The sequence below is a fragment of the Sphingopyxis sp. DBS4 genome (genome assembly GCF_024628865.1).
GTDB lineage: Bacteria > Pseudomonadota > Alphaproteobacteria > Sphingomonadales > Sphingomonadaceae > Sphingopyxis.
In genome coordinates this window covers 2,428,926-2,446,981 of the sequence record NZ_CP102384.1, presented here as the reverse complement: position 1 = coordinate 2,446,981, position 18,056 = coordinate 2,428,926, and the positions used below count along the sequence as shown (strand labels likewise).

Here is an 18,056-nt window from a genome sequence, read left to right as displayed (position 1 = left end):
TTTGATGAGGATGACCGACCGCGCTTCCCCCCGGCCGATTGGCGTTGCCGTTCCGACCGGCGGGCTCAATATCCGTATCGTTGCGACCGGGTTGCTGATCGTGATGGCGGCGATTTTCGTGGCCGCCAAATATTATCAGGATGTCCATCCCGCGGTCGGCTTCGTCCGCGCCTTTGCCGAGGCGGCGATGGTCGGCGGGCTGGCCGACTGGTTCGCGGTCACCGCGCTGTTCCGCCACCCGATGGGTCTGCCGATCCCCCATACCGCGATCGTGCCGCGCAACAAGAACCGCATCGGCGACACGCTCGCGCGTTTCCTGCTCACCAATTTCCTGTTGCCGCGGCTGATCGCGCGCAAGATGCAGACGCTCGACGTCGCGGGCGCGGTCGGCAAATTCCTGTCGCAGCCCGCCGAGGGCGGCGGGCGGCTCAAGCTCGGCGCCTCGCGGATCATCGCCGATGCCTTGGGCGCGCTCGACCAGCAGCGGCTGGGCGGCATGGTCAAGTCGGCGATCGCCGACCGCCTGCGCGAACTCGACGTCGCACCGCTGCTCGGCCAGGCGATGCAGGCGGCGCTTGCCGAGGGGCGGCACCAGCCCCTGCTCGACGCGATGGTCAAATGGGGGTCGAAAACGCTCGAGCTCAACGAGCATCTGATCCACCAGATGGTTCACGACAACAGCAATGCGATCGTCCGCTTCACCGGGCTCGACGAAAGCATCTCGAACCGCATCGTCGCGGGCCTGTCGAAGCTGCTTGCCGAAATGGCGGCCGACGAGACGCACCCGCTGCGCCTCCGCGTCGAGGAAGGGCTCGCCAAGATGGCGCTCGACCTTCAGCACGATCCCGAGGTCAAGGCGAAGGTCGCGGCGGTGCGCGACGAACTGCTCGAGAACAAGGCGGTCAAGCGCTGGCTCGACGGCCTCTGGGAACAGGGACGCGGCGCGCTGCTCAGGGCGGCGCGTGACCCCGAAACGATGCTCGCGGGGCGCATCGGGGAACTCGTCATCCAGTTCGGCGCGATGCTGGGCGAGGACGAGGCGATCAAGCGCACCCTCAACCGCTACGCGCGCCGCGCGGTCGTCGGCATGGTCGACAGCTATGGCGAGACGGCGCTGAAGCTGGTGTCGGACACGATCCGCGGCTGGGATGCCAAGACGATCACCGATCGGCTGGAAAATGCGGTCGGCGACGACCTGCAATATATCCGTATCAACGGCACATTGGTCGGCGGGCTGGTGGGGGTGGCGATCCACGCGGTGGATATCTGGATCTGACCGTCGCCCCCGCCTTCGGGGGACGAGGCTACAAGCAGGCGGCTAATCCCTCGCGCCACGTCGGATATTTCGGCGCCCACCTCAGCAATCGCTTCGCCTTGCCGTTCGCGACGCGCCGGTTCTCGGCATAGAAAGCGCGCGCGGCAGGCGACAGACCCGCATCGTCCAGCGACTGGAGCGGTGGCGCCGGCGCGCTGAGCATCGCGCACCCCCATTCGACGAGCCGGTTCTGATGGCACGGTTCGTCGTCGGCGAGATTATATATCCCCGCCGGTCCCGCGAACGAGGCGATGACGCCGCCTGCGATGTCGTCGACATGGATGCGGCTGAACACTTGCCCGGGCAGGTCGATCCGGTGTGCGCGGCCTTCGCCGATGCGGTCGAGGATCGAGCGGCCGGGGCCGTAGATGCCGGGAAGGCGGAACAGGCGCGCATCGCCGCGCAGCGCGGCCCACGCGGCATCGGCGGCGTTGCGGTCGGCGCGGCGGCCCCTGACCGGCGCGCTTTCGTCGACCCACGCCCCGCCGGTATCGCCATAGACCCCTGTCGAGGATAGATAGCCGACCCAGGTCGCGGGCGCGACGGCGATCGCCTCTCCATAGCGCGCGAGTACCGGATCGGCGCCATTGGTCGGCGGCACCGACGACAGGATATGCGTCGCCGAGCGCAGCGCGCCGAGCACCGCGGCCTCGTCCGCAAACGCCAGGCTGTCCGCGCGGCCATCGCGCGTGGTGCCCACGACCTCCCAGCCGCGCGCGCCGAGCCGTCCGGCGAGGTGCCCCGCTGCATAACCCATTCCGAAAATCAGCATCTTCGCCATCGCAGCGCTTATTGCGCGCTTGGCGCCCCGCGCCTAGACCTTCGCGCATGACCGACGCTTCTTCCTCTCCCGCCGTTCCCGTCACCATCCATCGCGGCGACTATCGCCCGCCCGAATGGCAGATCCCCGACATCGCGCTCGATTTCGCGCTCGGCATCGACGAAACGCGGGTAAGTAGCGCGCTGTCGGTCGTCCGCCATGGCGATGCGCCGGTGCTGCTGACGCTGCGCGGCGACGGGCTGACGCCGCGGGACGTTCGCGTCGACGGCGAAAGCTGGAACGGCTGGCGCATGGAGGGGCCCGACCTGATCGTCGATCTGGGCGACCGCGCCGCGGCGACGGTCGAGGTCGACACCGTCATCGATCCGGCGGCGAACAGCCAGCTCATGGGGCTCTATGCCTCGAACGCCATGCTCTGCACCCAGTGCGAGGCCGAGGGCTTTCGCCGCATCACCTTCCACCCCGACCGCCCCGACGTCCTGAGCCGCTACAAGGTGCGGATGGAAGGCGACAAGGCGAGCTTCCCGATTCTGCTTTCGAACGGCAATTGCGTCGCCTCGGGTGAGGGCGAGGCGGGTAACCACTGGGCGCTGTGGGAGGATCCGTGGCCGAAGCCCTCCTATCTCTTCGCGCTCGTCGCGGGCGATCTCGTCGTCAACCGCGATGAATTCGTCACCCAGTCGGGCCGCAGGGTCGAACTCGGCATCTGGGTGCGTGAGGGCGACGTCGAGCGCACCCACCACGCGATGCAGGCGCTCAAGGCCAGCATGGCGTGGGACGAGCGCGTCTATGGCCGCGAGTACGATCTCGACCTGTTCAACATCGTCGCGGTCAGCGATTTCAACATGGGGGCGATGGAGAATAAGGGGCTCAATGTCTTCAACACCCGCTATATCCTCGCCGACCCCGACACCGCGACCGATGTCGATTATGACGGGATCGAGGGCGTCGTCGCGCACGAATATTTCCATAACTGGTCGGGCAACCGCGTCACCTGCCGCGACTGGTTTCAGCTCTCGCTGAAGGAAGGCTTCACCGTCTTTCGCGACCAGAGCTTTTCGGCCGACATGGGCTCGCCCGCGGTCAAGCGGATCGAGGACGTCCGGCTGCTCCGCGCCGCGCAATTCCCCGAGGATGCGGGGCCGCTCGCGCACCCGATCCGCCCCGACAGCTATCAGGAGATCTCGAACTTCTATACCGCGACCGTCTACAACAAGGGCGCCGAGATCATCCGCATGATGGCGACGCTGATGGGGCCGGAGCGTTTCCGCAAGGGCACCGACCTCTATTTCGCGCGCCACGACGGCGAGGCCGCGACGTGCGAGGATTTCGTGCGCGCGATGGAGGAGGGCGGGAACATCGACCTTGCCGGGTTCCGCCGCTGGTATGAACAGGCGGGAACGCCGCGGCTGGGGCTGGTGCTGGTCGAAGAGGGCGGCGACTGGTTCCTCGACGTCGCGCAGACGGTGCCGCCGACCCCGGGGCAGCCCGACAAGCAGCCGGCGATGATGCCGCTGCGCATCGCCGCCTTCGCGATGGACGGTAGCGGTGCCGCGCTGCCCGACACGCTCGTCACGCTGACCGATGCCGCGCAGCGTATCGCGCTTGGCGCCTTCGCGGCGCGCCCGGCGCTTTCGGTCAATCGCGGTTTCTCGGCGCCCGTGATCGTCGATTTCGAGCGCGCGCCGGGCGAACTCGCGTGGCTCGCGGCGCACGACGACGATCCCTTCGCGCGCTACGAGGCGTTGCAGCAGTTGATGCTCGACACGCTCGTCGCGGCGGTATCGGGCGAAAAGGCCGATGCCCGGGCGGTGATCGATGCGGTCGGGCAGACGCTCGCCGGGCGCGCCGCCGACGCTGCTTTCGTCGCCGAGGCGGTGTTGCTGCCCAGCGAAGCCTTCATCGGCGACCAGATGGTCACTGTCGACCCCGACGCGATCCGGCGCGAACGGCTCGCGCTGCAGGCGGCGATCGGCGACGCGCTCGAAAGCGAGTGGCGCGCGATACTCGCCGAGACGGCACCGCCCGCGACCGACCTCACCCCCGCCGCCAAGGGTCGCCGCCGGCTGCGCGGCGTCGCGCTCGCCTATCTTGCCGCGACCGGCCGCGCCGACGTCGAGGCGCTGGCATTCGGCGTCTTCTCGGGCGCCGACGGCATGACCGAGCGACAGGCGGCGCTCGCGACGCTGGCGCATGGCGACAGCGACGAACGCGTGGCGGCGCTCGACATCTTCTACCAGCGCTATCGCGACAATCCGCTCGTGCTCGACAAATGGTTCCAGGTGCAGGCCTGGTCGATGCGTCCCGACACGGTCGCCGCAGTGAAGGCGCTGGCGGAGCATCCCGATTTCACCCTCGCGAACCCCAACCGCGTCCGGTCGCTCTACGGCGCCTTCACCGGCAACCAGGCGGCCTTCCACCAGGCCGACGGTGCGGGCTACCGGCTGATTGCCGATCTCGTGATTGCACTCGATCCGAAGAATCCGCAGACCGCGGCCAAGATGATCCCGCCGCTCGGCCGCTGGCGCCGCTTCGACGACGCGCGCGCGGCGATGATGCGGGCCGAACTGGAGCGCATCCTGGCGCAGCCGGGCCTGTCGCGCGACACGACCGAGCAGGCGAGCAAGAGCTTGATGGGATGATTAGGCGTGCCTGTGTCTTGTCCACAGGACGAGATAAACGAACGAACTCAGCAAGGCGGTAAAACAGAGGATAAGAACGAGGCCGAAGCCGTCCATCAGCCCACCCTCGCCGCCAAGCATCGTATAGCCGCCGATCGTAACGGCGATCCAGACCGCGTAGGAAACGGCCATCGCGGATGCTTTGGCTGATCGACTCGATGTTTCGAGCATACGGAGCCAGAGATACGCTGTTCCAAATATCACAGCGCCTTGCGCGATCGGGAAAAGCAATAATAGCAAAACCGTAATGACGCCCATCGAGTGACCTTCCGCAATGAATTAGCCGAAGTATATTTAGGTCGTCGATCTTTGCAATCGACCGTTGGGGGGCAATGCTTCGATCGCTTCTGTTCGAGATAGCTTTGTCGTTCCCGCGAAAGCGGGAACCCAGAGCGAGCGTCGGCTGACCCCACACTGGGTTCCCGCTTTCGCGGGAATGACGAGGTTAAGAGATGCTAAGCGTCGCTTCCGGCCCTTCATCACCCCGTCGAAAACAGCTTCGTCCCGACCACGCCGACGACGATCAGCGCCATGAATCCGACCTGCGCGCCGCTCACCTTCTCGCCGAACAGCACGATCCCGCCGATGATGACCCCGACCGCGCCGAGCCCGGTCCAGATCGCATAGGCAGTGCCCGCCGAAATCTCGCGCATCGCCAGCGCGAGCAGCGCCATGTTGACGAAGCTCAGCGTGACGGGAATCGCCGACGCCTGCCACGTCCCGAGCGTCGCGGCCCATTTCAGGCTCAGCGCCCAACAGATTTCGGTGAAAACGGCGATGGCGAGGATGATCCATCCCACGAGCATGTCCTTTCAGATCGGCGGGCTCGTGGAGAGAGCGCATGCCGGAAACCCGAAAGAGGCACGCAAGGCGGCGCCCTTAAAGCATGATCGGTTGAAGTGAAAGACTGTCGTGCCCCTGCGAAGGCAGGGGCCCATCTCCCACCGGTTCAAGATCGCGCGGATCGGAGATGGGCTCCCGCCTTCGCGGGAGCGCGCAGTCTTTTTACCAAAAGAAGATTAGCCTCCCAGCCAGTCCGCGACCTCGACCGCGACCTTGTTCGCGGCGGCGGTCAGCGCTTCGCCGACGGGTTTCGCCTCGATCTTGCCCGCGATCGGCTCCCGCACCTCGAAGCGGCGCTGGGTGACGCTCTTGCCGCCGGCAGAGACCAGCATTGCCTGATAGACGACGACAGCCTCGTTCGCGCGCGCGTCGACCCCGAAGTCCATGAGCTGCCCTGCGAGCTGCTCGCCCGGCGCGGTCAGATATTGCCCCTCGTCGAGCACGACGCGCGAAGTGCGCGCGGCGACGGTTTCGGAGACGAGCCGCTGGAACAGGCGTTGCGGCGCCTCAACCCATTGCGCATCCTTGACATAGGCGACGCTGGCATCGTCCTGCTGCACCGGAATGCGCGGGGTACGCAGCTTCTGCGGCGCGGTGGGAATCAGGATGGTCAGCGTCGCCGCGTCGCTCGCGGTGCGCGCGGTCCCGGCGGTCGGTGCCGCGTCGGCGTCGAGCGTCAGCAGGAAAGGCGGGGTCTTGCCGCCCAGCCCGATGCAGCCGGAAAGCGTCACCGCCGCAGTTGCGACAAGCAGGGAAGTGCGGAGCGTTCGCATTGTCGGCATCCTCATTTCTTGTAATCGGGCAGCTTGCTACCGCCCAGCACCGCGCCCGCGCCCTGTTGGTCGAGCTTGTCGGTCAGGCTCGACAGCGAGGCGGAGGTGCGGCGCAGGTCGCGGATCAGCGCATTGGCTTCGGGAACGGTGGTGTCGCTGAAGGTCTTGAGCCCCGGCCGCGCGTCGGCGATCGCCGCCTCCAGCGTCTTCATCGATTCATTCGCCGATTGCAGCGTATCGCGCAGATTCGCCATCGCCGGATCGACGTTGCGGTCGATCGTCCCCTGCGCCGAGGCGGCGAGATTGCCGATCTGCTCGGCGGCGTTGCCGGTCTGCTGGATCGCGATGCGCGTGTCGGCGAGCGCCTTTTCGAGCGCCGGGCCGTTGCGCGCGAGGATCGCGGTCGACGCCTCGACATTGTTGAGGATGCCCTTGATGCTCGCCTGATTCTCATCGTCGACGAGTTCGGCGAGCCGCTCGGACAGCGTCGAGAGGCGTTGCAGGAGCTGCGGCGCGGTGTTCAGCAACTCGCCGAGTCCGCCGACGCGCGTCGGGATGACGGGCTTGCCCGCCGGCCCCTTGTCGGTGATCGGCGGCGCCCCCTTGACCGCGCCGTCGAGCGAAATCTGCGAGACGCCGGTGAAGCCGACGCCTTCGAGCGCGGCGGTCGTGCCCTGGAGGATCGGCACGCCCTCGTTCACCTCGATCCGCACGCGGACGAACTGCGGATCGTCGGGCCACAGCGCGATTTCGCGGACCTGCCCGGCGGGAACACCCGAAAACTGCACCTGCGCGCCCTTGTTGAGGCCGTCGACCGACTGTTTGAAGAAGATGTCATAGGCGCGTTTCGTGCCGCCGCTGTCGTTCGCGAGCCAGACGAAGAACACCGCGAGCGCGGCCATGAAGAAGAGGACGAACGCGCCGACAAGCACATTGTTCGAGCGTGTTTCCATCAGCTTTTCCTATCCTGCCGCTCTGCCGCGATATTGCAGCCGGCGGCCGCCCGGCCGCGCGGGCCGTTGAAATAATCCTGTATCCACGGATGCTCGGTGGCAAGCAGTTCCGGGATGGTGCCGACCGCGATCACCTTCTTCTCCGCCAGCACGGCGACGCGGTCGCAGGTCGCATAGAGCGAGTCGAGATCGTGGGTGATCAGGAAGACGGTGAGCCCCATCGTGTCGGCGAGTTCGCGGATCAGTTCGTCGAACTTGGCGGCGCCGATCGGGTCGAGGCCCGCGGTCGGCTCGTCGAGAAAGAGCAGCGCGGGGTCGAGCGCGAGCGCGCGCGCAAGGCCGGCGCGCTTGACCATGCCGCCCGACAGTTCGGCGGGATATTTGGGACCGGCATCGGGGGGCAGGCCGACCATCGACACCTTGTAGGCGGCGATCTCGTCGAGCAATTGCTGGTCGAGCCGCGGATAATATTCGCGCAAGGGAACCTGGATATTCTCCGCGACGCTCAGCGTCGAAAACAGCGCGCCGCCCTGGAACATCACCCCCCAGCGGCGACGGAGGTCGCGCGATTCCTCGGCGTCGGTGATGGTGTCGAGCGTCTTGCCGTAAACTTCGATCTCGCCCGCGGTCGGGGTCTGCAGCCCGACGATCGAGCGCATCAGCACCGACTTGCCGGTCCCCGAGCCGCCGACGACGCCCAAAATCTCGCCCGAGCGCACGTCGAGATCAAGCCCGTCGTGGATCACCGCGTCGCCGAACTGGTTGCGCAGCCCGCGGATACGGATCGCATATTCGAACGTCTCGGGCCGCACCGCTTCCGCGGCCGCAAGCTCTTCCCGAATCTCGGCCTGTATCTCTTCGCTCATCAATTCCATCCCAGCGACGAGAAGAAGACCGCGAAAAAGGCGTCGAGGACGATGACGAGGAAGATCGCGGCGACGACGGCGGAGGTTGTGCGCTTGCCGACTTCCTCGGCATTCTGGCGCACCTGCATCCCTTCGTAGCAGCCGGTGACGCCGATCAGGATGCCGAACACCGGCGCCTTGATCAGCATGATCCAGAAATCGTGCATCGGGATGATCTCGCGCAGCCGCTGCACATAGGTGAGCGGCGGGATGTCGAGCCCCGCCCAGCAGAAGACGCCGCCGCCGATGATCGCGCAGATACTGGCATAGAAGCCGAGCAGCGGCATGGTGATCGTCGAGGCGGCGACGCGCGGCAGCACGATCGCCTCCATCGGCGAAACGCCGATCGTGCGCATCGCGTCGATTTCCTCGGTCAGCTTCATCGTGCCGATCTGCGCCGCAAAGGCCGATCCCGATCGCCCCGCGACCATGATCGCGGTCATCAGCAGGCCGAGTTCGCGGATCGAGGCGCGGCCGACGAGGTTGATCGTGAACACCTCCAGCCCGAATTGCTCGAGCTGCACCGCGCCCTGCTGCGCGATGACGATACCGATCAGGAAGCTCATCAGGCCGATGATGGGGAGGGCATCGACGCCGACGGTCTGGAAACGGGTGACGACCGCGTGCCAGCGCAGCCGCCGCCGCGCGCGGATCTGGATGCCCAGCGCGATGATCATCGCGCCGAAGAAATCGATGATGCCGATCAACTCGCCCCATACCGCGAGACTCGCCGCGCCGACCTGTTCGAGCATCCGCTCGATCGTCGAGCGGCGGCCCAGGTGGACGCGATATTCGCTCTTGTCGTCCTTCAGCGCCTCGAGCAGCCGTTCGGCCTCGGGGCTCGCGCCGGTGACCTTGGCGCCATATTCGTTGACGGTGCGGGTGACGATCCAGGCGCCGACGGTGTCGATCCTTTCGACCCCCGACAGGTCGATCGACGCGACCGGCCCGACCGCGTCCAGCCTTTGCGGAAGGTCGCCGAGACGCGCCAGCGTCAACCGGCCGGTAAAGCGAACCGCGGCCCCCTCGGCGCCGTCGCTGTAATCAAAGTCCGCTCTGGCCACCATCTCGCGGGGGACATTGTCTTATTTGCCGTGGCGCGGCAAGCAATTCCCGCCTCTTGGCCGCAGCGGCGCGGCGCCCTATTGTCGGTTCCATGGAAACGCCGTCCGCCCCGTCCGCACCCGATCCCGTTCATCGCGTCGCGATGTACGACATGGACCGGACGATAACGCGATCAGGGACTTACAGCGGGTTCCTGATGCACGTTGCGAGGCGGCGCCAGCCGTGGCGTCTGCTGCTGCTGCCGCTCGTCGGGCTTGTGGGTGCGGGCTATGCGTTGCGTCTGATCGACCGGTCGCGGCTGAAAGCGATCAACCTCCGCCTGCTCGTCGGCAAGCGCTTTCGCCGCAGCGAAATCGCGCCGCTCGCCGAAAGCTATGCCGACAAGGTGATCGCGCGCGGGCTGCACGCCGCGGCGCTTGACCAGATCGCTGCCGACCGCGCCGCGGGGTATCGGCTGCTCCTCGCGACCGCGTCCTTCCACCTTTATGTCGATGCGATCGCGCGGCGGCTCGGGATCGACGACGTGCTTGCGACGCGGCTCGACGAAGCCGACGGCGGCGACCATGTCCACGCGCGGCTGGCGGGCGACAATTGCTATGGCGAGGCGAAGTTCGCGCGCATCTCGGACTGGCTCGCCGCGAATGACATCACGCGGGATCAGGCGTATATCCGCGCCTATTCGGATCATGTCTCCGACCATCCGATGCTGCACTTCGCCAACGAAGCGGTCGCGACGACGCCGTCGCGCAAGCTGAAGAAGCTGGCGCCGACGATGGGCTGGCAGGTGGTGGATTGGCGGAAAAAGAAATAAACCGTCATTGCGAGCGAAGCGAAGCAATCTCCAGCCATCGTTCCGTCTTGCCGATAGCTGGAGATTGCTTCGTCGCTCCGCTCCTCGCAATGACGAACGGGCTCAAACCGCGTCCAGCGCCTGCGCGAAATCGGCGATCAGGTCGTCGGCATTCTCGATCCCGATCGACACGCGCACCAGATTGTCGGTGATGCCCAGCGCCTTCTTGCGCTCTTCGGGGACCGACAGGTGGGTCATCGCGGCGGGGTGGCTTGCCAGCGTCTCGGTGCCGCCGAGGCTGACGGCGAGCTTGGCGATCTTGAGCGCGTCGAGGAAGCGGAAGCTCTCGGCCTCGCCGCCCTTGATGAACAGCGAAAAGGTCGACCCCGCGCCCGAGCAATGGCGGTCGAAAATATCCTTCTGGCGCGGATCAGCAATGAAGCCGAGATAACCGAGCCCCTCGACCTTCGGATGATCGCGCAGGAAGGTGCAGACCTTCAGTGCATTCTCGCCCGCGCGGCTCATGCGCAGTTCGAGCGTTTCGAGGCTGCGCAGCAGCATCCACGCGGTGTTGGGATCGCAGATCGTACCGATCGTGTTACGCATCGGGCGGATGACGTCGATCAGTTTCTGGTCGCCCGACACGCCGCCCGCCACGAGATCCGAATGGCCGCCGGCATATTTGGTGAGGCTGTAGACGACGAGTTCGGCACCCTGCTTCAGCGGCTGCTGCCAGAGCGGGCCGAGGAAGGTGTTGTCGATCGCGATCGCGGGCTTCTGCTCGCCGGGGAAGACCGCGTCGCGCGCCGCGCGCACTGCCTCGACATCGACGAGCGCGTTGGTCGGGTTCGCCGGGCTTTCGAGATAGACGAGCGACACCTTGCCGCCCTTTTCGTCGGCCAGCGCCTTTGCGCGCGCCAGGATCGCGTCGAGTTCCTCGCGCGTCGCGCCGGCGGGAAAATCGACGAAGCTGATCCCGAAGCGCGACAGGATGCGCGCGATCAGCGTCTCGGTCGCGGCATAGAGCGGCCCCGAATGGACGATCACGTCGTTCTGACCGACGAGCGCGAGGAGCAGCGTGGCGATCGCCGACATGCCGCTCGAAAAGACAAGGCTGTCGTCGGCGCCGTCCCAGACCGCGAGCCGGTCCTCGAGGATTTCCTGGTTCGGCCCGTTGAAGCGCGAATAGACGAGACCGTCGGCGGGGCCCTGGCGCTTGCCGGTGATATGCTCGAAGAAACGCTTGCCCGCCGCGGCGCTTTCGAAGGCGAAGGTCGAGGTCAGGAAGATCGGCGGCTTCAGCGATCCTTCGGACAGCACGGGATCATAGCCGAGCCCCATCATCAGCGTCGCGGGACTGAGGTCGCGGTCGCCGATTTTCTTGCCGTTCGTCTTGGGGGTGCCGCGCATGGCCATGGGAATGCTCCTGTGAATGATCGGCCACGCTATAACAGCACCGGTTTCGATTGTAACTAAATTGCGCGGGCCAATCCCACCCGATCAATCCTCGACGATCAGGCTGCGGTCCCTCGTTTCGGGCAGCAGCAAGGTCGCGACGCCCGCCATCGCGATCACGGCGGCGACATAGAAATAGAAGAGCCATTCGACCCCCTGGCCCTTGAGCCAGAGCGCGACCATCTCGACCGTGCCGCCGAAGATCGCATTGCCGATCGCATAGGGGAGCGCGACACCGAGCCCGCGAATATGCGCGGGAAACAGTTCGGCCTTCACCAGCGCATTGTTCGCGGTATAGCCGCTCTGCAGGGTCAGCGGCACGAGGATCAGCAGCGTCGCGGTCACCGGCGAGGTGACGGTTTCGAGCGCGAAGAAGGTCGGCGCCGCGACGATCGCGCCGCCGATCCCGAACAGCAGCAGCATCGGCTTGCGTCCGAAGCGGTCGGCGAGCGCGCCGAACACCGGCTGCATCGCCGCGAACCACAGCAGCGCCGCGGCAATGATCCAGGTCGCGGTCTCCTTGTCGAAGCCGACGCTGTTGAACAGGAATTTCTGCATATAGGTAATGTAGGTATAGGCGCCGAGCCCGCCGCCCGCTGACAGCATCCCGACGAGGATGCTTTCGCGCCGATGCTCTTTCCACAAGAGCTTCGCGGTCGAAACCGGGCGGTCGACCGCCTGATTCTCGAACGACGGCGTTTCGGCGAGGCTGCGGCGCAGCACATAGACGCCGAATGCGAGCAGCGCGCCGATGACAAAGGGAATGCGCCAGCCCCAGGCGGTCAGTTCGGCCTCGGTCAGAAAGGCCTGCAGCACGATCGCGACGAAGATCGCGCAAAGCTGGCCGCCGATCAGCGTCAGATATTGGAAGCTGGCCCAGAAGCCGCGATGCGCGCGCGGCGCCATTTCGGACAGATAGGTTGCGCTCGCGCCATATTCGCCGCCGAGCGACAGGCCCTGGAGGATGCGCGCGGCGATCAGCACCGCGGGGCCGAACAGCCCCGCCTGCGCATAGGTCGGCGCGGCGGCGAGCAGCAGCGAGCCGCCGAACATCAGCGCGACCGACAGCGTCAGTCCCGCCTTGCGCCCGCGCGCGTCGGCGAAACGCCCCATCGCCCATGCGCCGATCGGCCGCATGACGAAGCCGACGGCAAAGATCGTCGCGGTGCTCAAAAGCTGCGCGGTCGGATCTTCCTTTGGAAAGAAGACCGGGGCGAAATAGATGGCGAAGGCGGCATAGGCGAACCAGTCGTACCATTCGACCAGATTGCCCGCCGAGCCGCCGATGATCGACAGCAGGCGCTTGCGCGGTATCGCCAGGGCTTTCATTCCGTCCCCCAATTCTATCGGTCTTCACACGTCATCCCGGCGAAGGCCGGGATCTCACCCCATCGTTCTGACGCACCGGCGAGATCCCGGCCTTCGCCGGGATGACGAAGATTAGCTTGGCTGTTTGAGCCCGATCACCGAAATCTGCCGCCCATAGCCATTCTCTTGCCTGTGGCACGCGCGGCGATAGCTGAAATAATCGGCTTCCTCCGCATAAGTATCCTGCCCGCCGATGGCGACCGTCGCGACGCCCGCCGCGGCGAGGCGCGCGGCGACATAGGCGGCAATGTCGAACATCGCGTGCCCCGGCTGGCTCGCCGCGAAGAAACGCTCGTTCGCCGGATCGTGGGCGACGAAGCGCTGCACGAAAGCCTCGTCGACTTCGTAGGAGGCGCGGCCGATGCACGGGCCGATCGCGGCGACGATATGCGCGCGGGTCGCGCCCAGGCTTTCCATCGCGTCGAGCGTCGCGTCGGTGACCCCGGCGATTGCGCCTTTCCACCCGGCATGGGCGGCGCCGACGACCCCCGCCGCCGCATCGGCGAACAGCACCGGGATGCAGTCGGCGGTCAGGATGCCGAGCAGCAGGCCGGGGGTGCGCGTCGCGAGCGCGTCGGCCTCGGGCCGCGCGGCCAGATCGCTCGCCGCATCGACGATGACGCAGCGGTTTCCATGCACCTGATAGAGGCCCGTCAGTGCCGCGCCGGGCAAGATCGCATCGGCGGCGCGGCGGCGGTTCTCGGCGATCAGCGCCGGATCGTCGTTCGACCCGAGCCCGCAATTGAGCGACGCGAGATCGCCGCTCGACACGCCGCCGTGGCGCCCGAAGAAGCCGTGCGGCACGCCCGCGAGCGGCGCGGCGGTGGTGAAAGGCGGGGTCACAGGTCAAGCCTCCAGATACGGTCCTCGTCGATATGGTTGCCGACGCGAAACGCGTTGCGTCCGATGTCGACGAAACCATAGCGGCGATAAAAGGCCTGCGCGCGCGGATTTTCGGTGAAGACCGACAGATAGAGGATCGATGCGCGCTCCCGCGCCCAGCTGATTCCCCAGTCCATCAGCGCCGCCGCGACCCCGGTGCCCTTGGCTTCGGGCGCGACGTAAAGCTGGTGAAGTTCGGTCGCGTCGGCGGTGGGATGCCCTGCGGGAATCGGGAAATCGATCGGGCCGAGTTTCGCGAAGCCGAGGATCGCGCTGTTGCCGCCGCGGATCAGCGCGATCGTCCATTCGGGGTCGGCAATCTGCGCCGCGATTCGCGCGGGCGGATTCCAGTCGGCGAGGAAGGCGGCAAGGTCTGCGGGGTCGTAGATATGGCCGAAGGTGTGGACGAAGGACGCCTCGGCGAAGCGCGACAGTTCCGCGGCCTCTTCGGCGTTCGCAAGCTGGATGGCGGTCATGCGGGGTCTCCGGTAAATCCTGCCGGCTGCGGCCAGCCGGGGGCGGTGAGGGCGATCAGCTTGAACAAATCCCCCATCGCATCGGCTTCGACAAGCCGGTCGCGTTGGCCCTTAAGCTCGTCGGCGCGCCCGGGCGCCGCGGCCGTCAATGTTTTCAGCCGCGCGTCTATGCCGAGCCGGCGAAGCCAGTCGCCTTGCGTTGCAAGGTCGCTGACCGCCACCCCGGCGGGCCGTGCGGCCTCGGCGAGCGCGGTGAAATCGACATGCGCGGTCAGGTCGGCCTCGCCGGGATTGGCGAAGGGATCGGCGAAGCGATGGGCCTTGACCGCCTGCAACGTGTCGCCCGCGGCGGGTCCGGCATGACCATAATCGATCGTCAGCATCGCGCCGCTCTGCCGCGCGAGACGGAAGGCGCAGCGCTGGATGATCGCCGCCGCGACCGGCGCGGTTTCGACGATCGTGTCTTCGGGCTGGCCGCAAAGGGCAGGGGGAATGGCGTCGTCGGCCGGGATCGAGCCTGCGATGGGTGCCAGCCTCCCGTCGCGGCGTTCGACCATGCGCTCGCGCCAGCCTGTTGCCGTGCGGACATATTGGTGGATCGGCAGCGCATCGAAAAATTCGTTCGCGACGATGACCAGCGGCGCGTCGCCCGGCAGCGCATCGACCTCGTCATGATGCTCGGCCCCCGCCAGCCGCGCCGATTGGGCGGCGCGCAAGGCCGGGCTCGTCTCGACCAGATGGATGCCGAGCGGCGCGCAGCCGAAGCGCGACGCCGCGCGCAGCGCATCGGCGGCGAGCGTGCCGCGGCCGGGGCCGAGCTCGACATAGCGGAAGGGCGGGCGCCCCGCGCGGGTCCACAGGTCGGCGATCCAGAGGCCGATCAGTTCGCCGAACATCTGGCTGATCTCGGGCGCGGTGGTGAAGTCGCCCGCCGCGCCGAGCGGATCGCGGGTCGCATAATAATGCGCGTTCGCGGCCGCCATATAGTCGGCGACCGTCGTCGGCCGGGCGGCGCCGATATCCTGGATCAAGCGTTCGGGGGTCGGCGGAGCGTCACGCAACGCTGTCCGTCCCCGCGATCGGCTCGACGCGCTGGCGGCGTCCCTTCGCGGTTGCGACGAGCCAGACGCCGGCGAGGATCATCGGCACCGTCAGCAACTGGCCCATCGACAGGCCGGTCATGTCGACCACCCACTGGCGCTGGACGTCCGGCTCACGCACGAACTCGACGGTGAAGCGGCTGAGGCCATAGACGATCGCCGCGAGCCCGAACAGGAAACCCGGCTTGTAGCGCGCGTCGGTGCGCCAGAAGAAGAAGGCGAGCACCGCCATCATCACGATTCCTTCGAGTCCGGCTTCGTAAAGCTGGCTCGGATGGCGCGGTTCGGGGCCGCCGTTCGGAAAGACGATCGCCCAAGGGACGTAGGCGACGCGGCCCCACAGCTCGCCGTTGACGAAATTGGCGAGGCGGCCGAGGAACAGCCCGATCGGCACGACACAGGCGATATAGTCGCAAAAGCGCAGGAAGCTCAGCTTTTCCTTGCGCGTCACATACCAGATGGCGATCAGCACCCCGATCACCCCGCCGTGCAGCGACATGCCGCCGTCCCACAGGCGAAAGATATCGAGCGGCTTTTGCGAATAAACCTCGAAATTATAGAAGAGGACGTAACCGAGCCGGCCGCCGAGGATGATGCCGAGCATGGCATAGAAGATCATGTCGTCGGCATGGCGGCGCGCCATCGGGGCGCCGGGCTGCGCGATCAGTTTGAGAAGATACCAATAGCCGAGGAAGATGCCCGCGAGATAAGCGAGCGCATACCAGCGGATCGGCAGGCCGAAGACGCTGAACGCGATCTCGCTATGCTCTCCCATGAATTCCCGGAAGTTAAGATATTGCGTCGCTTCGGCTAAGGTTGCAAAAAGAAACATATAGTCGCGCTGTCCTTCCCCAGGAGAGGCCTTCCCCATAGGGGGTAAGGCGAGCGAGACCAAGAGGAGAGATGCCCCATGCCTTCCGCGCTCGATCTGCGCCTGGACGCCGCTTACGACCTGATCACCGGTCCGGGCGGTCCGATCGCGGTCGGCTCCGTCGAACGTTCCGGCCGCGAGCTGCCCTTCATCACCAACGCGCCGACGAATCTGGCCGACTATGTCGCCTATTTCAGCGCGCTGCACGGCGACGCGACCTTTCTGGTCGAAGGCGACGAACGGCTGAGCTTTGCCGAGGTTCATGCCGCGGCACGCCGGGTCGCGGCGGCGCTGATCGACGGGCATGGCGTGCAGCGCGGGGACCGCGTCGCCATCGCGATGCGCAACGCCAACGCGTGGTGCGTCACCTATCTCGGCATCCTGCTCGCGGGCGGTTGCGCCACTTTGCTCAACGGCTGGTGGCAGGGCGCCGAACTGGCGGCGGGGATCGACGATGCCGAAGCGATGCTGGTCATCGCCGATGTTCAGCGCGCCGCGCGGCTTCGGGAACCCGGCGTCAAGCACGGCGCGAAGCTGATCACCCTCGACATCGCGCAGCCGCTGGACGCCGCGCTTGCGCCGATCACCGACGCGGGCGGCAGCGCCGATACCGCGCTGCCGGCGCTGACCGGTCAGGATCTCGCGACGATCCTCTTCACCTCGGGCTCGACCGGCCAGTCGAAGGGCGCTTTTTCGCGGCACGAGGCCATCGTGCAGGCGATCTTCAACTATGTGACGCAGACCGCGAGCATCGTCCACCTGCTGACCGAGGACGGGCAGATGTCGGATATCCAGCCCGCGACGCTGATCTGCACGCCGCTGTTTCACGTCACCGCCGAAATCCCGGTGTTCCTCCAGAGCTTCGCACTCGGCCGCAAGCTCGTGCTGATGCCCAAATGGAGCGCCGACGAGGCGATGCGGCTGATCCAGGACGAACAGGTCAATTATTTCGTCGGCGTGCCGCTGATGAGCTATGAAATTCTCGTCAGCCCGAACCGCAAGAACTACGATCTGTCGACATGCAAGAGCTACGCCGGCGGCGGTGCGCCGCGCCCGCCCGAACATGTCCGCCGCCTCGCGACCGAGATGGGCGACGGCAAGCCCTTGCTCGGCTATGGCCTGACCGAGACCAACGCCGTCGGCTGCGGCATCATCAACGAAAATTACCTCGAAAAGCCGCTGTCGACCGGTCCCGCGTCGAAGCCGCTCGTCGATCTCGCGATCCTCGACGACAATGGCGACGAACTGCCGCAGGGTGGCGTCGGCGAGGTGTGCATCCGTTCGGTATGCAATTTCGAGGGCTATTGGAACAATCCCGAAGCGACAAAGGCGGCCTTCTTCGACAATGGCTATTTCCGTTCGGGCGACCTCGGCTATGTCGACGCGGACGGCTATCTGTTCATCGTCGACCGCAAGAAGGACATCATCATCCGCGGCGGCGAGAATATCAGCTGCCAGGAAGTCGAGGCCGCGATCTACGAGCACCCCGAGGCGAACGAATGCGCGGTCTTCGGCCTGCCCGACGAGCGGTTGGGCGAAGTCGTCGGCGCAGTGATCTGGATGAAACCCGGCAGCGCCGTCACCGCCGAGGACATGACCGCCTTCCTCGGCCAGCGCCTCGCGCCCTACAAGGTGCCGCTCAGGATCTGGATGTCGAACGACGCGTTGCCCAAGCTCGGCAGCGAAAAGATCGACAAGGTGACCCTGCGCAGTCGATACCGCGAGCAATATGCGGCGGAGGTGGTCGCCTGAGTTCGCGTGCCATGTTGGCGTCATTGCGACCCCGGTGAAAGCCGGG

Annotated in this window: 17 protein-coding genes; 4 read left to right on the top strand and 13 right to left on the bottom strand. The window is 66.4% G+C overall.

Translation table 11 applies throughout. The annotated features are described in order from the left end of the window. Positions 1–10: 10 nt before the first annotated feature. Positions 11–1,276: a DUF445 domain-containing protein gene (locus NP825_RS11660; RefSeq protein ID WP_257543573.1), complete on the top strand. Its 1,266-nt coding sequence runs from the start codon at positions 11–13 to the stop codon at positions 1,274–1,276. A gap of 28 nt (positions 1,277–1,304) precedes the next feature. Here the strand turns inward: NP825_RS11660 and NP825_RS11655 are convergent, their stop codons facing one another. Then, positions 1,305–2,096: an SDR family NAD(P)-dependent oxidoreductase gene (locus NP825_RS11655; protein ID WP_257543571.1), complete on the bottom strand. Its 792-nt coding sequence runs from the start codon at positions 2,094–2,096 to the stop codon at positions 1,305–1,307. Between the two features lie 47 nt (positions 2,097–2,143). On the opposite strand from NP825_RS11655, the gene pepN reads away from it, so the two are divergent. Further along, a complete protein-coding gene (pepN, locus tag NP825_RS11650; RefSeq protein ID WP_257543569.1) occupies positions 2,144–4,738 on the top strand; it encodes an aminopeptidase N in 2,595 nt (864 codons plus the stop codon). On the opposite strand, the gene NP825_RS11645 is transcribed toward pepN, so the two are convergent. The 6 genes from NP825_RS11645 to NP825_RS11620 form a co-directional block, all read right to left on the bottom strand. Continuing rightward, positions 4,739–5,035: a hypothetical protein gene (locus tag NP825_RS11645; RefSeq protein WP_257543567.1), complete on the bottom strand. Its 297-nt coding sequence runs from the start codon at positions 5,033–5,035 to the stop codon at positions 4,739–4,741. Positions 5,036–5,256: 221 nt separating this feature from the next. Then, positions 5,257–5,577, bottom strand: a complete 321-nt coding sequence (locus tag NP825_RS11640) for a multidrug efflux SMR transporter (RefSeq protein ID WP_257543565.1) — start codon at positions 5,575–5,577, stop codon at positions 5,257–5,259. A 219-nt stretch (positions 5,578–5,796) separates the two neighbouring features. Further along, positions 5,797–6,393 (bottom strand): ABC-type transport auxiliary lipoprotein family protein, encoded by a 597-nt coding sequence (locus tag NP825_RS11635; protein WP_257543562.1) that lies wholly within the window; start codon positions 6,391–6,393, stop codon positions 5,797–5,799. A gap of 11 nt (positions 6,394–6,404) precedes the next feature. Beyond that, positions 6,405–7,346: an MlaD family protein gene (locus NP825_RS11630; protein ID WP_257543560.1), complete on the bottom strand. Its 942-nt coding sequence runs from the start codon at positions 7,344–7,346 to the stop codon at positions 6,405–6,407. Next, the gene (locus NP825_RS11625; RefSeq protein WP_257543558.1) at positions 7,346–8,212 is read right to left on the bottom strand and encodes an ABC transporter ATP-binding protein; all 867 of its coding nucleotides are present in this window, start codon (positions 8,210–8,212) and stop codon (positions 7,346–7,348) included. The genes NP825_RS11630 and NP825_RS11625 overlap by 1 nt, the downstream gene beginning before the upstream one ends. Beyond that, positions 8,212–9,318 (bottom strand): ABC transporter permease, encoded by a 1,107-nt coding sequence (locus tag NP825_RS11620; RefSeq protein ID WP_257543554.1) that lies wholly within the window; start codon positions 9,316–9,318, stop codon positions 8,212–8,214. The genes NP825_RS11625 and NP825_RS11620 overlap by 1 nt, the downstream gene beginning before the upstream one ends. Positions 9,319–9,407: 89 nt before the next feature. Between NP825_RS11620 and NP825_RS11615 the strand changes: the two genes are divergently transcribed. Continuing rightward, a complete protein-coding gene (locus NP825_RS11615; RefSeq protein ID WP_257543552.1) occupies positions 9,408–10,127 on the top strand; it encodes an HAD family phosphatase in 720 nt (239 codons plus the stop codon). A gap of 102 nt (positions 10,128–10,229) precedes the next feature. Here NP825_RS11615 and NP825_RS11610 read toward each other — a convergent pair whose 3' ends face one another. The 6 genes from NP825_RS11610 to lgt form a co-directional block, all read right to left on the bottom strand. Next, positions 10,230–11,522 (bottom strand): cystathionine gamma-synthase family protein, encoded by a 1,293-nt coding sequence (locus NP825_RS11610; RefSeq protein ID WP_257543550.1) that lies wholly within the window; start codon positions 11,520–11,522, stop codon positions 10,230–10,232. An 84-nt stretch (positions 11,523–11,606) separates the two neighbouring features. Next, positions 11,607–12,890 carry an MFS transporter gene (locus NP825_RS11605; protein ID WP_257543548.1) on the bottom strand — a complete coding sequence of 428 codons (1,284 nt, stop codon included), beginning with the start codon at positions 12,888–12,890 and terminating at the stop codon, positions 11,607–11,609. A gap of 111 nt (positions 12,891–13,001) precedes the next feature. Further along, positions 13,002–13,772 carry a peptidoglycan editing factor PgeF gene (pgeF, locus tag NP825_RS11600; RefSeq protein ID WP_257543546.1) on the bottom strand — a complete coding sequence of 257 codons (771 nt, stop codon included), beginning with the start codon at positions 13,770–13,772 and terminating at the stop codon, positions 13,002–13,004. Then, on the bottom strand, positions 13,769–14,287 hold the full coding sequence (locus tag NP825_RS11595) for a GNAT family N-acetyltransferase (RefSeq protein ID WP_257543543.1): 519 nt from the start codon (positions 14,285–14,287) through the stop codon (positions 13,769–13,771). The genes pgeF and NP825_RS11595 overlap by 4 nt, the downstream gene beginning before the upstream one ends. Beyond that, positions 14,284–15,348 carry a class I SAM-dependent methyltransferase gene (locus tag NP825_RS11590; protein ID WP_374046489.1) on the bottom strand — a complete coding sequence of 355 codons (1,065 nt, stop codon included), beginning with the start codon at positions 15,346–15,348 and terminating at the stop codon, positions 14,284–14,286. The genes NP825_RS11595 and NP825_RS11590 overlap by 4 nt, the downstream gene beginning before the upstream one ends. Next, positions 15,341–16,162, bottom strand: a complete 822-nt coding sequence (gene lgt / locus NP825_RS11585; protein ID WP_257551384.1) for a prolipoprotein diacylglyceryl transferase — start codon at positions 16,160–16,162, stop codon at positions 15,341–15,343. The genes NP825_RS11590 and lgt overlap by 8 nt, the downstream gene beginning before the upstream one ends. A 135-nt stretch (positions 16,163–16,297) precedes the next feature. Between lgt and NP825_RS11580 the strand changes: the two genes are divergently transcribed. Then, the gene (locus NP825_RS11580) at positions 16,298–18,010 is read left to right on the top strand and encodes a class I adenylate-forming enzyme family protein (RefSeq protein WP_257543541.1); all 1,713 of its coding nucleotides are present in this window, start codon (positions 16,298–16,300) and stop codon (positions 18,008–18,010) included. Positions 18,011–18,056 lie beyond the last annotated feature (46 nt).

Excerpts from the sequence above, each read along its gene's own strand:
- NP825_RS11660 (WP_257543573.1), top strand. The coding sequence starts at position 11 with ATGACCGACCGCGCTTCCCCCCGGCCGATTGGCGTTGCCGTTCCGACC.
- pepN (WP_257543569.1), top strand. The coding sequence starts at position 2,144 with ATGACCGACGCTTCTTCCTCTCCCGCCGTTCCCGTCACCATCCATCGC.
- NP825_RS11615 (WP_257543552.1), top strand. The coding sequence starts at position 9,408 with ATGGAAACGCCGTCCGCCCCGTCCGCACCCGATCCCGTTCATCGCGTC.
- NP825_RS11620 (WP_257543554.1), bottom strand. The coding sequence starts at position 9,318 with ATGGTGGCCAGAGCGGACTTTGATTACAGCGACGGCGCCGAGGGGGCC.
- NP825_RS11595 (WP_257543543.1), bottom strand. The coding sequence starts at position 14,287 with ATGACCGCCATCCAGCTTGCGAACGCCGAAGAGGCCGCGGAACTGTCG.
- NP825_RS11610 (WP_257543550.1), bottom strand. The coding sequence starts at position 11,522 with ATGGCCATGCGCGGCACCCCCAAGACGAACGGCAAGAAAATCGGCGAC.
- NP825_RS11635 (WP_257543562.1), bottom strand. The coding sequence starts at position 6,393 with ATGCGAACGCTCCGCACTTCCCTGCTTGTCGCAACTGCGGCGGTGACG.
- NP825_RS11630 (WP_257543560.1), bottom strand. The coding sequence starts at position 7,346 with ATGGAAACACGCTCGAACAATGTGCTTGTCGGCGCGTTCGTCCTCTTC.
- NP825_RS11580 (WP_257543541.1), top strand. The coding sequence starts at position 16,298 with ATGCCTTCCGCGCTCGATCTGCGCCTGGACGCCGCTTACGACCTGATC.
- NP825_RS11625 (WP_257543558.1), bottom strand. The coding sequence starts at position 8,212 with ATGAGCGAAGAGATACAGGCCGAGATTCGGGAAGAGCTTGCGGCCGCG.
- lgt (WP_257551384.1), bottom strand. The coding sequence starts at position 16,162 with ATGGGAGAGCATAGCGAGATCGCGTTCAGCGTCTTCGGCCTGCCGATC.
- NP825_RS11605 (WP_257543548.1), bottom strand. The coding sequence starts at position 12,890 with ATGAAAGCCCTGGCGATACCGCGCAAGCGCCTGCTGTCGATCATCGGC.
- NP825_RS11645 (WP_257543567.1), bottom strand. The coding sequence starts at position 5,035 with ATGGGCGTCATTACGGTTTTGCTATTATTGCTTTTCCCGATCGCGCAA.
- NP825_RS11655 (WP_257543571.1), bottom strand. The coding sequence starts at position 2,096 with ATGGCGAAGATGCTGATTTTCGGAATGGGTTATGCAGCGGGGCACCTC.